Source organism: Psychrobacter sp. CR212, from assembly GCF_059693765.1.
In genome coordinates this window covers 134,911-149,403 of sequence record NZ_JCATIF010000005.1, presented here as the reverse complement: position 1 = coordinate 149,403, position 14,493 = coordinate 134,911, and the positions used below count along the sequence as shown (strand labels likewise).

Here is a 14,493-nt window from a genome sequence, read left to right as displayed (position 1 = left end):
TATCCTTTAAATAGATTGAATATTTTATCCATAGGTTATATGTCTTTTTAAAACGCATCCGCAGGCACAAAAACTTCACCAACCATGATACGCCTTGCTGAACGACTCATCGACACTTTTTTGGCTTGCCAGCGCCCATCGACCTGTTCTGTCTTACCACCGACGAGCAATGTCCCTGATGGATGACCAAAACGTACCTCTGTCAGCTCGCCACCACCAGCAGCTTTGTTAACAAGCGTGCCTTGCGTGGTCGCGGCAGAGGCAATGGCGACTGCTGCTGTCCCCATCATGGCGTGATGCAATTGCCCCATACTCATGGCACGTACGACTAGATCAATCTCGCCTGCATCGACCGATTTACCACTAGAGGCGGTATAGCTCTGTGCGTTACCAACCCATGCGATTTTAGGAATGTGTTGGCTGGTTTGCGCCTCGCTCACATCTTTAAATAATCCCATCGCCACGCCGCCTGTGGCACGGATTTTTTCAAGCTTGGTAAGTAGCTCACTATCACTATTAATGTCGCCTTGTAGCTCAGTACCCGTAAAGCCCAAATCTTCTGCGTTTATAAAGATGGTTGGGATACCTGCACTAATGAAGGTGGCTTTGATGCTATCAGCATTTAGACCGCAGCCTGATACATCGAAATCATCGACCAAATTGCCCGTCGGGAACATGTCGCTTGTGGCATCAACCGGATCGATGAATTCAATTTTGACTTCAGCCGCTGGGAAGGTCACACCATCTAATTCAAAATCGCCCGTCTCTTGAACCTGTACTTTGTCGTTTGTATCTTTATAGACTGGCACGTGCGCAATAATGGTTTTACCAATATTTTCTTGCCAGATACGCACTTCACAAATCCCGCTTTCAGCATTGTCATCGATACTATTAGCAATTTTGTCGGCATCAACTAGATCCATATTAATGGCACAGGCACCGACGGCTGCAGTTAAGTTACCACAGTTACCCGCCCAATCAATCATAGGCTTGGCGATATTGACCTGACCAAACAGATAATTCACATCGTGATTGGATCTGTCTGAGGCCGATAAGATAACGGTCTTTGAGGTACTAGAGCTGCCATTGCCGAGACCGTCAATTTGCTTACCATAAGGATCAGGGCTACCGATGACCCGTAGCAGAAACTTATCACGTGACTCGCCAGCAACTTGGCAACGCTCAGGTAAATCTGATAATTTAAAAAACGTCCCTTTTGAGGTACCGCCACGCATATAGGTGGCAGGGATGGGGATTTGCGGGGCGAAAGAAGCTTTTGATTGAGAGTTGGTTTGGGTCACTGTATTGAGTCCTTTTTATATTGTTATAAGATTGGGTATGGCGTCATCAGCAAGTAAACACGAACGACTAAGAACGCTCATTAATAATGATAGCGACAAGAGATAATCGTTAGATAGTTGTCATCGACAGCATATACCAATCGATTGGCGTCATCGATGCGTCTTGACCAAAATCCAGATAGGTTTTCTTTTAAAGGTTCAGGTTTACCAATCCCTTCAAACGGATTACGCTTACATTCGGTGATGAGTTTATTAATACGCTTAAGTGTTTTTTTGTCTTGCGTTTGCCAGTACAGGTAGTCTTTCCACGCAGCGTCTGTCCATGCTAATTGCTCACTCATTATTAGACCCTTTGGATTGATTAAAGCCTTTGAGTTCAAGCACTCTCAATATCGCTATCCGTGTGCTCATTGTTATCGCTGCGACCGTCACTTTTATCACTATTTTCTGCCGTATCAATTAACTCACGCGTCACGGTCTTGCCAGCTTTATATTGGGCAATAGAGTCCGCTAAGTGCGCCGCATTGGCAGGGGATTTTAGCAGATAGACGGTTTCCATCAGGCTATTGTAGTAATCAAGTGACATCACAACGGCATCATCAGCGTCACGGCGGGTTACGATAGTGGCATTGGCATCATCGTTTACCGTATCTAGGACAGACTTTAGATGCTTTCTGGCTTCTGAAAAACTAACGACTCTCATGGTTTACTCCTTTCATAATACGCTTCATGACTTGTACAATATATAGTACATATTACGCCATTGGTTAAGCAAACTCAATATTTAGCTACTATCTAGTACTTAGGAGTAATTAACAAAACTCAGTGTATAGAACGCAAAAGCAAATAAAAGCCGACGTCATATAAGGTTATACAACATCGGCTTATTTATTACTTATACGCTATGCCTTAACGCTTACGCAATATCCAGCGTACCTTCGATAAACTCTTTAGCAAAGCGTTGTAGCATACCGCCAGCGTTGTACATTTTTACTTCATCAGCCGTATCTAAGCGGCAGATAATAGGCGTCTCAGTGGTACTACCATCGGTACGATGGATTACTAGAGTCATCAACCCGCCGGCCGAGACTTCACCTGTGACATCAAAGGTTTCCGTACCATCGATATTTAGCGTATGACGAGTCGTACCTTCTTCGAACTGTAAAGGTAGCGCGCCCATGCCCACTAAGTTTTGACGATGAATACGCTCAAAGTCTTCAGCGACGACTGCTTCTACGCCAGCGAGACGCACGCCTTTGGCAGCCCAGTCACGGCTTGAGCCTTGACCATAGCCATCACCTGCGATGATGATAAGCGGCTGCTCACGGTTCATATAGGTCTCAATCGCTTCCCACATGCGCATGACTTGACCTTCTGGTTCGACGCGCGCCAGTGAGCCTTGGACAACTTCGCCATCTTCATCGCGTACCATTTCGTTCAATAGTTTAGGGTTGGCAAAGGTCGCACGTTGCGCGGTTAAATGGTCGCCGCGATGGGTCGCGTATGAGTTATAGTCCTCAGCAGGCAAGCCCATAGTGTCCAAATACTCGCCAGCTGCGGACGTACCAAGAATAGCATTTGATGGCGACATATGATCGGTTGTGATGTTATCACCTAATACGGCAAGCGGACGCATACCTTTTAGTTTGTTCATCGCTGCCATTTGACCTTCCCAATACGGCGGACGACGAATATATGTGGTCATTTCACGCCAGTCGTACAATGGGCTTAACGCTTTGCCCGTATCTTTTTTGGCTTCATCAAACATTGGGATATATACGGCATTAAACTGCTCAGGCTTAACAGCAGAAGCAACAATGGCATCCACTTCTTCGTCATCAAACCAGATGTCTTTTAGATAGACATCATTGCCGTCTTGGTCTTTACCCAACGAGTCTTTTTCAATATCAAAACGGATGTTACCAGCGATGGCATAAGCGATAACCAGTGGCGGCGATGCTAAAAATGCTTGCTTGGCATACGGATGGATACGACCGTCAAAGTTACGGTTACCAGATAGCACTGCCGTAGTGAACAAATCATTGTCGATGATTTCTTGCTCGATGTCAGGGTCAAGTGCACCGCTCATGCCGTTACATGTCGTACAGGCAAAGCCTACTACATCAAAACCGATTTCCTGTAGCTCTGGCATTAGACCTGCTTCTTCTAAATACATTTTGACCGTTTTTGAGCCGGGTGCTAAGGATGACTTAACCCACGGTTTACGCAATAGTCCCTTGGCATTCGCGTTACGGGCGACAAGACCTGCGGCAACCATGTTGCGAGGGTTTGAGGTATTGGTACAGCTGGTAATCGCCGCGATAATCACTGCGCCATCTGGCATGAGACCATCTTTTGGTTCAGGGAGTTTTTGATCAGGCGCGTGGGCGATGCCTTTGGCCACCAAATCATCAGTAGATACACGCGCATGGGGACGCGACGGGCCTGCCATGTTACGACCGACTGATGACAAATCAAACTCAAGGACGCGTGCGTATTCGGCTTTTTCCATGCCGTCAGCCCATAGACCCGTTTGCTTAGCATACTGCTCAACCAGTTTAATCTGTTCCTCAGAACGACCCGTCAGACGTAGATAGTCAATGGTTTGCTCATCGATATAGAACATCGCAGCAGTGGCGCCATATTCAGGGGTCATGTTTGAGATAGAGGCGCGGTCACCGACACTTAGCTGGCGTGCACCGTCACCAAAGAATTCAATATAGGTAGAGACCACGCCTGCATCACGTAAAAATTCCGTCATCGCCAGTACGAGATCCGTACCAGTAATGCCTTTTTGCAGTTTGCCTGTTAATTTAACACCAACGTAATCAGGCAGGCGCATATATGACGGGTTACCCAGCATCACGCTTTCGGCTTCTAGACCGCCCACACCGATTGAGATCACACCTAGGGCATCGACCATCGGCGTGTGACTATCCGTACCGACCAACGTATCGGCAAACGCGACTTCTTCACCCGCTTTATTGTGTACGACTTGTACAACAGGTGACATTTTCTCTAGGTTAATCTGATGCATGATGCCGTTACCCGGTGGTACGACGTTGACATTGTCAAAGGCATACTGGCACCAGTTGATGAAGTGAAAGCGGTCATCGTTACGGCGCTCTTCAATCGCACGGTTCTTCTCAAACGCGTCTTCTTCAAAGCCTGCGTGCTCAACGGCCAATGAATGGTCAACAATAAGCTGAGTGGGCACGATAGGGTTTACTTTGGACGGATCACCGCCTTGCTCAGCGATAGCATCACGCAAGCCTGCCAAATCAACAAAAGCCGTCTGACCCAAGATATCGTGACAGACCACGCGGGCAGGGTACCAAGGAAAATCAAGATCTTGCTTGCCTTCGATATGCTGCTTTAGCGCTGCCGTTAAATCCTCTGGTGGGCAACGGCGTACTAAGTTTTCACACAATACTTTTGAGCAAAATGGTAGCTTGTCATAAGCACCCGCTTCGATACTCTCGACCGCTTCGCGAGTGTCAAAGTAGTAAAGGTCAGTATCAGGAAGTGGTTTTTTGAATTCATCGTTCATGGGTTGTACGAGGGCGTTGTCCATAAGTCACCTTTGGCTGTTGGCTAATTATAATAAGTAGTTAAACGTCGATATTAGATAAAAATTCATTCCTTTAGCAAAATCATCGTTCGTTATTGCAGGCTTTGCTAAAGAATCGATATTGAAAGTTAAGATGGCATGATCTATAAAAAAAATAGCGTATGACGATCAAACCTAAAAATATCAAAGCTAGGCTCAATCGACATACCTGTATCAGCTAGCACTGCCGCTAGCTGATAATAAGTACGTAACAATAGCTACTTAAAAGAAATCAACTTAACGCGTACTCATATCTGGTACTGGACGCAGCTCTTCACCCGTATATTCGGCACTTGGGCGAATGATACGGTTATTGGCACGTTGCTCAAACACGTGAGCGGCCCAGCCAGTCAAGCGTGAACAGACAAAGATAGGTGTGAATAGCTTGGTTGGGATACCCATAAAGTGATAGGCTGATGCATGGAAAAAGTCAGCATTACAGAATAGCTTTTTCTCACGCCACATGACTTCTTCACAGCGTACTGATACTGGATATAACACTTCGTCACCAACGTCAGCGGCTAGCTTCTCAGCCCAGCCTTTAATCACGACGTTACGTGGATCCGACTCGCTATAGATGGCATGACCAAAGCCCATGATTTTATCTTTACGTGCCAGCATTGCCATCATCTCTGTCTCGGCTTCATCAGCTGAGCTAAAACCCTCAATCATATCCATCGCCGCTTCATTCGCGCCGCCATGCAATGGGCCACGTAGTGAACCGATTGCGCCAGTGATACAAGAATGGATATCAGATAAAGTAGACGCACAGACACGCGCAGTAAAGGTTGATGCGTTGAACTCATGCTCTGCATAGAGGATAAGCGACACGTTCATGACTTTTTCGTGTAGCTCGTTTGGCTTTTCGCCTTTGAGCAGATGCAAGAAATGACCGCCGATGGTCGCATCATCCGTCTCAGTCTCGATACGCACGTTATCATGGCTAAAGCGATACCAATAATTGATGATCGATGGGAAAGCTGCCAGCATACGGTCGGTTTTATCGTTTTGCTGAGCGAAGTCCGTTTCGGTCTCAAGGTTGCCCAGCATTGAGCAACCAGTACGTAGCACATCCATTGGATGCGCATCGCTTGGGATACGCTCAAGCACGTCTTTTAATGCTTGTGGTAGGCCGCGAAGGCTTTTGAGCTTAGCTTGATAATTCTCAAGTTCGCTTTGCGTAGGTAAATTGCCGTATAGCAGCAAGTACGCCACTTCTTCAAAAATACATTTATCCGCCAGCTCTGATACATCATAGCCGCGATAGGTCAGACCAGAGCCCGATTTGCCAACGGTAGAGAGTGCGGTTTTGCCAGCGACTTGTCCGCGAAGTCCTGCGCCTGAAAGTTCTTTCTGTGCTGCCATGTTTACATTCCTTTTGTGGGTAGCTTTTTATATTGTTAAGTGAAAATACTGCTTATTATGATTATTTATTGTCCGCAAACAGCTTGTCTAAGGTTTGCTCAAACTCGTGATAGTTTAAGAAATCGTACAGCTCCATGCGCGTCTGCATGGTATCGACGACTTTTTCTTGCGTACCGTCATCTAATAGATGCTGATAGACGTTCAATGCAGCCTTATTCATGGCGCGGAAAGCGGATAGTGGGTACAGCACCATATCGACGCCCACACCGTACAGCTGGTCAGTGGTATACAGATCGGTCTGACCAAACTCGGTCATATTGGCGAGGACGGGAATGTCGAGTACATCGGTAAATTTACGATACATCTCAATATCCGTCAGCGCTTCTGCAAAGATCATGTCTGCACCTGCTTCGGCAAAGGCAACGGCACGTTCAACAGCAGCGTCTAAGCCCTCGACTGATAACGCATCAGTACGAGCCATCACCACAAAATCAGAATCCGTTTTCGCATCCAATGCCGCCTTTAGGCGATCAACCATTTCTGAGATACTAACGATTTCTTTGTTAGGACGGTGACCACAGCGCTTTTGCGCGACTTGGTCTTCGATATGGACGGCTGCCACGCCTGCCTTTTCCATTTTTCTGATGGTTTGAGCAATATTAAACGCACCGCCAAAGCCGGTATCAATATCGACAAGTAGCGGGGTATCGACTGCATCCGTAATACGGCGAGCGTCTTCTAGCACGTTATCAAGGCTGGTCATGCCCAAGTCAGGCAAACCAAATGACGCGTTTGCCACACCGCCACCAGAGAGATACAGCGCTTGGTGACCGACTTGGGTCGCCATCATCGCGGTGTAGGCATTGATCGCGCCTGCAATTTGTAGTGGCTGGTTATTATCATTTTTTTGTTTAAGCGCACTGCGAAAGCGTGCACCTGCTGAGAGTGAGGTCATGTGAGTATCCTTTCATGAGCTTGTATGGATAGAAAATAATCTTGTTGTTGTCACTGATTATACCCAATTATCCACGTCTGCAAAGGTTAGCTTATGGATTATTGTTTATTATTTATAATAATTAATTGTAGTTAATTTAATATTATTCATAAAACAAATAGCATTATGTATTTTTCAATACTTCGCTATGATAAGTATTCATATTACCCAAATATTCAAATATTAAGATACTTTACAATTTACATTTAGTTACAATTACGATAGGCATATTGCTCTACAAATTGTCCTGTTCCTACCAAAAAGCCCTAACAGCTGAGCTATTAGGGCTTCATTTATCATGAGCTTAAAAAAGACTAAGTTTAAGCAAATAAACCTGCCAAATTGGCTAAGAACAATAAGGCAAATCCCGCCAAGAATATCAAGCCTGCGATAGACAGAGCGTTCATACCTGCGGACAGTTTTTTATGTTTCTTAACCAATGAGTAGTTTAACCAACCAAAGATAGGCGCAGAGACAAACGCGGATATCATGGCAAACTTAAGCATTGCGCCCAATTGTCCTGTGAAGAACGTAATAATCACAAGCCCGCCACCGATAGCGTATGTCGTCCAAAAAGCGATTTGCTTTTTATTGATTTCGCTTTCGCCTTTTAGCAAACGCCAGCACTCAGCATTGGCACGGCCGTAGCCGTCGGCACAAGTAATCGTGGTGCCAAACATACACATGAAGGCGACGAACGCTACCAGCAATCGTGACCATTCACCGATAGTTGCCGTATACATATTGATTAACTGGTTGATATAAGCGCCGCCGACCAACTCAATCTCTTGTCCTGAACCATACTGGACAAACACACCAAGCGACAAGAAAAACAAGGCTAGAATCGCTGAAACGGCATAACCGACGTTGAAGTCGAGCAAGCCTTGCTTGTGCGTGGTGTGATCGGCTTTGACTTTGGCAGAGGTCCACATAGAAGTAATCGCGGCAAACTCAAGCGGTGCTGGCATCCAGCCCATGAGTGCGACGATGAAACCGAGTGTCGCTAGGTTCCAAGGAGACACAGCAATAAAATCTGCTGCCATGACCGTGGGCTTGCCAGCGGCAATCATGACTGCGGCAACGGTAGCTGCCGTCAAAGCAATCATAATCCATTTAGTCACGCCATCGAGCAATTTATAATGACCGGCTATCAAAAAGAACCAAGAGACGGCCACGATGATCATAGACAGCACCATCGTCGATAACTCAAGAGAGGCGGGTAGCATAAAGCCCAAAATTACCGCTGCAATCAGCGAGACCGCACCCGTACTGATGACCGCTGATAAGATAGAGAGGATAAAATATACCCAAAGATACACCTTTGAGCGCTTGGCGTAGCCTGCAATCAAGCTCTCGCCCGTATCGTAAACATAGTCGGTTGCAAAGCGAAAAAACGGATATTTAAATACGTTGGCTAAAACAATCATAATCGCCAACTGCCAGCCATATATAGCACCAGCCTGCGTCGATGAAATCAGATGCGAGCCACCGATTGCAGCGGTCGCCATCAAAATACCGGGGCCAAAGATACGCCAACTAAAGCCTTCTTGTTGCTCAGTAACGATATCGTCAGTGGTACTTGGGTTGTTGAGTGGTTGTGTGGACATGAATACCTCGAAATGGTTAAAACGGCAAAACATCACTTACCTGTGTCAGTTTGCCAGTGATCACTAGACAACCGCTTTATACGTGTTTATACGTGTTTTTTTATAAAACGATTAATCTTGTATCGACTTTAGCACACCAATACGATTCAGGAGAATGATTATTCTATTTATTAACAGTGATAGTTATTACTATTTGTTTGCATTGCCATTCTTTTTGGTTAGCATATTAATCTGATAATATCAAGTATTAGGTCAGATTATTTTTGGCGTTTCTTTATAACACAATATCCACGCAATATCTGGTCATTTAAGGACGTTACACAAATTTTTGTCGCCGGTAGGTGATGCCTCGTTCTTCATAGACCTGATAGATAGCATTCAATAACTCAGAGATACTTGGATGCACAAAATCTTTGAGAGTATGCAAATAAATAGGAGAGGTGACGTTTTCGTGTACCAAACGCTGATAGCTGATTTGTTCTGTACGTACTGTGGTTAAGCTGGCAGGTACAAGCGTGATACCTTCGCCCGCGGCGACTAAGCCTAGAGCTACTTGCAAGTCACTCACCGTGGTAGTCACAAAGGGTGAGATACCGTATTGTGCAAACAAATGTAACAACGGCTCCGTAATCGGCTCGCTAAGTGCAGATTTTTCATTGATGACACGTCTGGTTTTTGTATTAGCTTCCTGCTTTGCTTTGATGGACTCTGATGTTGGTAGTGTAGTAGCAATCGGCAAATGCGTTTGATGGTATAAAATCAAGCGATTATTTGCCAAATCTATCAAACGCTGCTCCTTTACATGGGCAAGAGGATGCGACTTTGGTAAGGCCACCACGTAGCGCTCATGACGCAGTAATATTTGTTGAATCCATGGATCTTGATGGGCAAAACGCCCAAAACCGATATCAATCTCACCAGATTTGAGTGCCTCCATTTGCTGATAAGAGCTGATATCTTTGAGGTTGACCTCTATATCAGAATTGGACTGCTTGAGCATGGCGATGATTTCAGGGAGTAACCCATATAATACTGACGGCACAAAGCCGATGTTTAGCGCACTACTTGGCGCTGATAAACGCTGGGTCATACTCGTGACGGTCTCGATTTCTGTCAGTATGGTGCTTATCTTATCGTAAAAAAATTCGCCCGCTTCAGTCAGATGTAATGGCCTGTGGTAACGATCGATAAGCACGACATCCATATCGGTCTCAAGCTGTTTCAGCAGGCGGCTCAAACTTGGCTGTGACAATCCTGTCTTTTCTGCGGCTGCACTAAAGCTGCGCAAATTCGCGACAGCAATAAATGCATTGAGCTGTTTTAAATCCATGTTATTAAGCCTGTTATGGTATATGTTGTCTCTATACAAGCCGTTTTTAATAAGCTTCTACCTCATTACTTAACTTAAGACGAGCTGTGCAAATATTAGCGACCTAAAATAAATTGTGCTTGAAGATAGGGGTGTGAGCAACTATATTGGGGGACTAGTGATGCTGTTACATTTGAGCAATAAAAATCACAACTTCATTTTATCAGTCATTTACTGTCAGTAGCATAAACTGGCTTGGTTTTATTTTATGAACGACGAAAAAAAAGACATCGGTACTGATTTTGACGAAGAGTTGTCTCAACTCGTTCATAAAAAATCGCGTAAGCGTGTCAAAAACAATATTTACGAACGTTTTATCAGTCGAGTCCAAAGCGCTGAAAATGATACCCAAAATGATCATGATGATTCAACATCCTTAAAAACGGCCAGTAAGTTACCTGCTTTTGAGCCTTTAAGCGTAGAAGAGTTGCAACTATTCGAAGATGAAAATAACGATAAAGAGCCAAGATTAGAGTTTGCCGACATCGGCACAACAAACGCTACTTTTGATTTTCCAGGTCAAAATGCATCGACACAAAACAAGGTGTCAGATACACGAATGGATAATTATGCTGGTGTTGACCATAACTTAAATAGTGATTTAAGTAAGAATAATGAAGAAAAAAAGCCATCTTCTGTCGTTCTCGATCAAGCGACGCCTTTATCTAACACAACGATCGATGACCCTTTAGTTACTAAATCCAACCCATTGGAACCAGATCATAGGGATGCTATAAAACCACAAAAGACAGTGGTCAGTAGTAAAAAACCTCTCATTATTGGTATGATTTTTGGTTCACTACTCATTGCTATTGTCGTATTTACCCTTATTTTTACAGGATTTTTATCGATTTCTATTTCTGATACTACTGTTAGCAATGATAGTGGCTTAAATGGGACAGCGCCTGCGCCGACCACTAGCACGCCAGTGGTCGGCGCCGAACCTGTAGTGAATAGCGATGACGATCCATTACCTAATGACGCCAATACGGTCGAGGAGCCGTTAGTGTCAGCACAATCGATTAATGCAGACAATAGCGAACAAAACGTGCCCGCAGCTGAAGTTGAGCCTATAGAACCCCCTCCAGCTCCACAGAGTGAGGCTGCCATTACCTATGAAGATTTTAGGCAAGAGTCACAAACCACGTTGTATCGTGAGACTAACGATTAGAACAGTTAGGTTCAGGCGCATTTTAATTACAGCAGAGGCATATAGTACCTTGTACCGTGCCACAGAAAAATAATGGGCGACGGTACATTTTTTTATCACCATCATGCTGGCAAGCACACTGAAAATAACTATGACAGTAGCAATCTATCAGAATATTCTCGTTGGTTGGTCAGTCGTATCGTCTCTTACCCCGTATTACGTAAACCCGCTGCCAGTGCGTTAATACTACGGATTAATGGGTCTTCTACATTGAGATCGCCATATTTATGGTTATCTGTCGTATCTTCATTTTGTTGTCTAGCACGCTTCAACAGCTCAATCTGTATATAGTTAATCGGGTCTAGATAAGCGTCTCGCCACTGCAGAGATGCCGCAAGGTTTCGCTGACCAGATAAAAGCGTTTCTTGATCTAGCAAAGAATTCAGACCGGAAGAAGTCAGCTCATGCTCATCGAGCACCTCACTCATGATCTGTTCGCGTAGCGCCTCGTCATCACACAACTGGCTATATGCTTGTGCAATATTCATCTCAGATTTGGTAAAAGCCATCTCAATATTACTGATAAAGACACTAAAAAATGGCCAGCGCGCATTCATCTCTTTCATCAAAATCTCGTTGTCTCTGACACTGTGCAGAGCACTACCAACGCCATACCAAGCAGGTAGGGTAAAGCGTGCTAACGACCAGCCAAATACCCAAGGAATCGCTCGCAATGTGGTTTTACTTGGCAAGCCTTTTTTGCGATGGGCAGGACGTGAGCCAATGTTCAGTAAAGAGATTTCTTGTACTGGGGTCACTTGTGAGTAGAATTTATAAAACCCTTCCGTATGATCGGTCAGCTCTCGATAACGCTGCTCGCCAGCATCTGCTAACCGTGCAAACAAGGCTTCATACTCTGGCAACTCAGTCGGTTGCACGACAAATCTTGTCGAGCAGGCTTTGAGTGTACCCGTGATTGCCATGGTCAGCTCAAACACGGCAGTATCCGTATTGGCATATTTGGCATAAAGCACTTCGCCTTGTTCGGTCACTTTAATCTGACCATGTAACGTGCCAGCCGGCTGCGCCGCAATGGCTTTGTGCGTTGATCCGCCGCCGCGACTCACCGAACCGCCGCGTCCGTGGAATAATCGTGTTTTTATACCATATTGCTCAGCAATACTATTAATGGTTTGCTGCGCACTATACAGCTGCCAAGCCGAGGTGATGATACCGCCATCTTTTGATGAGTCCGAATAACCTAGCATGATCTCTTGCGTATTATCTGTATTCTGTAGCAATCCGAGATATAGTGGATTGTCTAGCACAGCAGGCAAGATTTTATCGATGTTTTTAAGATCTTCGATGGTTTCGAACAACGGTGCGACAGGTAGGTCAGCAGACAATTGACCGTCAGCATCAATCGTACATAAGCCTGCAAATCGCATTAACAGCAACACTTCTAGTAGCTGGCTGGCATTATTGGTCATTGAGATAACATAGCTACCAAAAGTCGCCTGTCCCACCAGTTTGCGTAAGGTGGCGACCGAATTCATCAATGACAATTGCTCACGTGTTTTGTCTGTTAAGTTATCGGTATAGATGAGCGGCGTACCCGGTTTTTCTAACAAGCGTGTGAGCCACTCTTGACGTTCGGTTTCGCTTAGCGTTTGATAATCAGGCAGGTTGGAGGCACTCGCAAAGATATCTGCAATCACTTCGCCATGGTATGACGACTCTTGGCGGATATCGAGCGCTGCCAAATGAAAGCCGCATGTTTTTACCAGGCGAATCACATCAAGCAATAATCCATCTGCATGCGCCTTGTCGTGAGTAGTGACACTTTGGCGGATAATGCGTAGGTCTTCTAATAGATCTTCTGGATTGGCATAGGCATCTTTTTCAGCCTCGATGTCAGTACCTTTGCTTTGAATGCGGCGATTGGTGGCATTGACCTTAGTGAGTATTAAAGAAAGCAATCGACGATACGGCTCGTTGCCATAGTCATCTAGATTATAGTCAAATACACGCTGATCGAGCTCATCATAACTTTTGATCTTGGCATATACGTCGGGAGACACGGTGACAATAGTGTCACTATGAATCAGTTGGCGGCGCAGTTTTTTGAGTAGCACTTGATAGTGACGCAGTACGGTATCCGCATGCATTAAGACGGCAAGTTCTGTGGTCTCAAACGTCACAAAAGGATTGCCATCTCTATCACCGCCAATCCATGAACCGAAGCTCATAAAGGCAGGCAGTGGATAGTCGGTCAGCTCTGGATAGATATCGACAATGGCTTTTTTGATATTGCGATATACTTTGGGAATGGCGCTGAACAAACTGGCATTAAAGTAATGCAGGCCGTTGTTAATCTCGTCATAGACCAGCGGCTTGCGCGTGCGCACTTCATCTGACGACCATAATAGATCAATCGTTTGCGCGGTTTGCTCTTTGGCTTGCTCGTAGGCGAAACTGTTTTCAGACACATTGTTTAAAGCGTCGCTGTGCGTGAATAGACTTTGTAAGATATTCATTGTGGTACGGCGACGCGCTTCGGTAGGATGCGCTGTAAATACGGGCGTAAATTTGAGCTGATCAATAAGCTCCTGCATTTGAGCCGGCTCGATATTGCGCTCACGACATTCAAGTAAGGTACGGCGAAATGACCCCTCCCAGCTTTGCTCCGATTGCATACGCAGCTTATGACGCTGCTCACGCAAGTAGTTTTCTTCGCTGAGATTGGCCAGAAAAAAATAGATAGAAAAGCCGCGTATGACGTCCTTTAAAGTTTGATTGTCCAAAGACGCAATAAAGTCGATAAGCTGCTGTTTATGTGCCTCATTTGGCTCACGACGCTGTTGAATGAAACCTTTACGCAGGGTCTCAATGGTCTTTATTGTCTGCTCTCCAGATTGGCGAGAAATGGCATCGCCTAGCAATGAACCCAATAAGCTGGTGCGTTTACGTAGTACGTTATTATCTAAAGTCATCCTTAACAACCTTCTTATTAAATGAGTGAGTACAGTGTTAACGAGTATAATATTAGGGCTATCATAGATTTTTTATCTCTACAGACATCCTTACCGTTTTTTAC

The 14,493-nt window shown here is 45.1% G+C and carries 9 protein-coding genes and 1 pseudogene; 1 reads left to right on the top strand and 9 read right to left on the bottom strand.

Annotated elements, in window-relative coordinates:
• Positions 1–47 precede the first annotated feature (47 nt).
• From prpF to AC58CZ_RS10480, 8 genes and pseudogenes are all read right to left on the bottom strand, one after another.
• Positions 48–1,301, bottom strand: coding sequence for a 2-methylaconitate cis-trans isomerase PrpF (prpF, locus tag AC58CZ_RS10515; protein ID WP_494224695.1), 1,254 nt, complete (start codon positions 1,299–1,301; stop codon positions 48–50).
• Positions 1,302–1,381: 80 nt separating this feature from the next.
• Entirely contained in the window at positions 1,382–1,642 is a 261-nt protein-coding gene (locus AC58CZ_RS10510) for a Txe/YoeB family addiction module toxin (RefSeq protein ID WP_037025847.1), read from the bottom strand.
• A gap of 101 nt (positions 1,643–1,743) precedes the next feature.
• Positions 1,744–2,004, bottom strand: a pseudogene (locus tag AC58CZ_RS10505) (type II toxin-antitoxin system Phd/YefM family antitoxin); the annotation flags it as partial.
• 213 nt (positions 2,005–2,217) lie between these two features.
• Positions 2,218–4,851 (bottom strand): Fe/S-dependent 2-methylisocitrate dehydratase AcnD, encoded by a 2,634-nt coding sequence (acnD, locus tag AC58CZ_RS10500; RefSeq protein ID WP_494224758.1) that lies wholly within the window; start codon positions 4,849–4,851, stop codon positions 2,218–2,220.
• A 297-nt stretch (positions 4,852–5,148) separates the two neighbouring features.
• The gene (gene prpC, locus AC58CZ_RS10495) at positions 5,149–6,276 is read right to left on the bottom strand and encodes a bifunctional 2-methylcitrate synthase/citrate synthase (protein ID WP_494224694.1); all 1,128 of its coding nucleotides are present in this window, start codon (positions 6,274–6,276) and stop codon (positions 5,149–5,151) included.
• Positions 6,277–6,337: 61 nt separating this feature from the next.
• Positions 6,338–7,231 carry a methylisocitrate lyase gene (gene prpB / locus AC58CZ_RS10490; protein ID WP_075107124.1) on the bottom strand — a complete coding sequence of 298 codons (894 nt, stop codon included), beginning with the start codon at positions 7,229–7,231 and terminating at the stop codon, positions 6,338–6,340.
• A gap of 359 nt (positions 7,232–7,590) precedes the next feature.
• Complete coding sequence (locus tag AC58CZ_RS10485) at positions 7,591–8,877, bottom strand: NRAMP family divalent metal transporter (protein ID WP_093070913.1); 1,287 nt, start codon at positions 8,875–8,877, stop codon at positions 7,591–7,593.
• A 316-nt stretch (positions 8,878–9,193) separates the two neighbouring features.
• Complete coding sequence (locus tag AC58CZ_RS10480; protein ID WP_071001559.1) at positions 9,194–10,207, bottom strand: LysR family transcriptional regulator; 1,014 nt, start codon at positions 10,205–10,207, stop codon at positions 9,194–9,196.
• Positions 10,208–10,454: 247 nt separating this feature from the next.
• Here AC58CZ_RS10480 and AC58CZ_RS10475 point away from each other — a divergent pair, with 247 nt between their 5' ends.
• Positions 10,455–11,417, top strand: a complete 963-nt coding sequence (locus AC58CZ_RS10475) for a hypothetical protein (protein WP_494224693.1) — start codon at positions 10,455–10,457, stop codon at positions 11,415–11,417.
• 185 nt (positions 11,418–11,602) lie between these two features.
• Here AC58CZ_RS10475 and ppc read toward each other — a convergent pair whose 3' ends face one another.
• Positions 11,603–14,389 carry a phosphoenolpyruvate carboxylase gene (gene ppc, locus AC58CZ_RS10470; protein WP_494224692.1) on the bottom strand — a complete coding sequence of 929 codons (2,787 nt, stop codon included), beginning with the start codon at positions 14,387–14,389 and terminating at the stop codon, positions 11,603–11,605.
• Positions 14,390–14,493: the final 104 nt, after the last annotated feature.

What these genes read in the sequence shown, in the direction of transcription:
- AC58CZ_RS10485 (WP_093070913.1), bottom strand. Translation starts at nt 8,877, where the DNA reads ATGTCCACACAACCACTCAACAACCCAAGTACCACTGACGATATCGTT.
- acnD (WP_494224758.1), bottom strand. Translation starts at nt 4,851, where the DNA reads ATGAACGATGAATTCAAAAAACCACTTCCTGATACTGACCTTTACTAC.
- prpC (WP_494224694.1), bottom strand. Translation starts at nt 6,276, where the DNA reads ATGGCAGCACAGAAAGAACTTTCAGGCGCAGGACTTCGCGGACAAGTC.
- prpB (WP_075107124.1), bottom strand. Translation starts at nt 7,231, where the DNA reads ATGACCTCACTCTCAGCAGGTGCACGCTTTCGCAGTGCGCTTAAACAA.
- AC58CZ_RS10480 (WP_071001559.1), bottom strand. Translation starts at nt 10,207, where the DNA reads ATGGATTTAAAACAGCTCAATGCATTTATTGCTGTCGCGAATTTGCGC.
- AC58CZ_RS10475 (WP_494224693.1), top strand. Translation starts at nt 10,455, where the DNA reads ATGAACGACGAAAAAAAAGACATCGGTACTGATTTTGACGAAGAGTTG.
- AC58CZ_RS10510 (WP_037025847.1), bottom strand. Translation starts at nt 1,642, where the DNA reads ATGAGTGAGCAATTAGCATGGACAGACGCTGCGTGGAAAGACTACCTG.
- ppc (WP_494224692.1), bottom strand. Translation starts at nt 14,389, where the DNA reads ATGACTTTAGATAATAACGTACTACGTAAACGCACCAGCTTATTGGGT.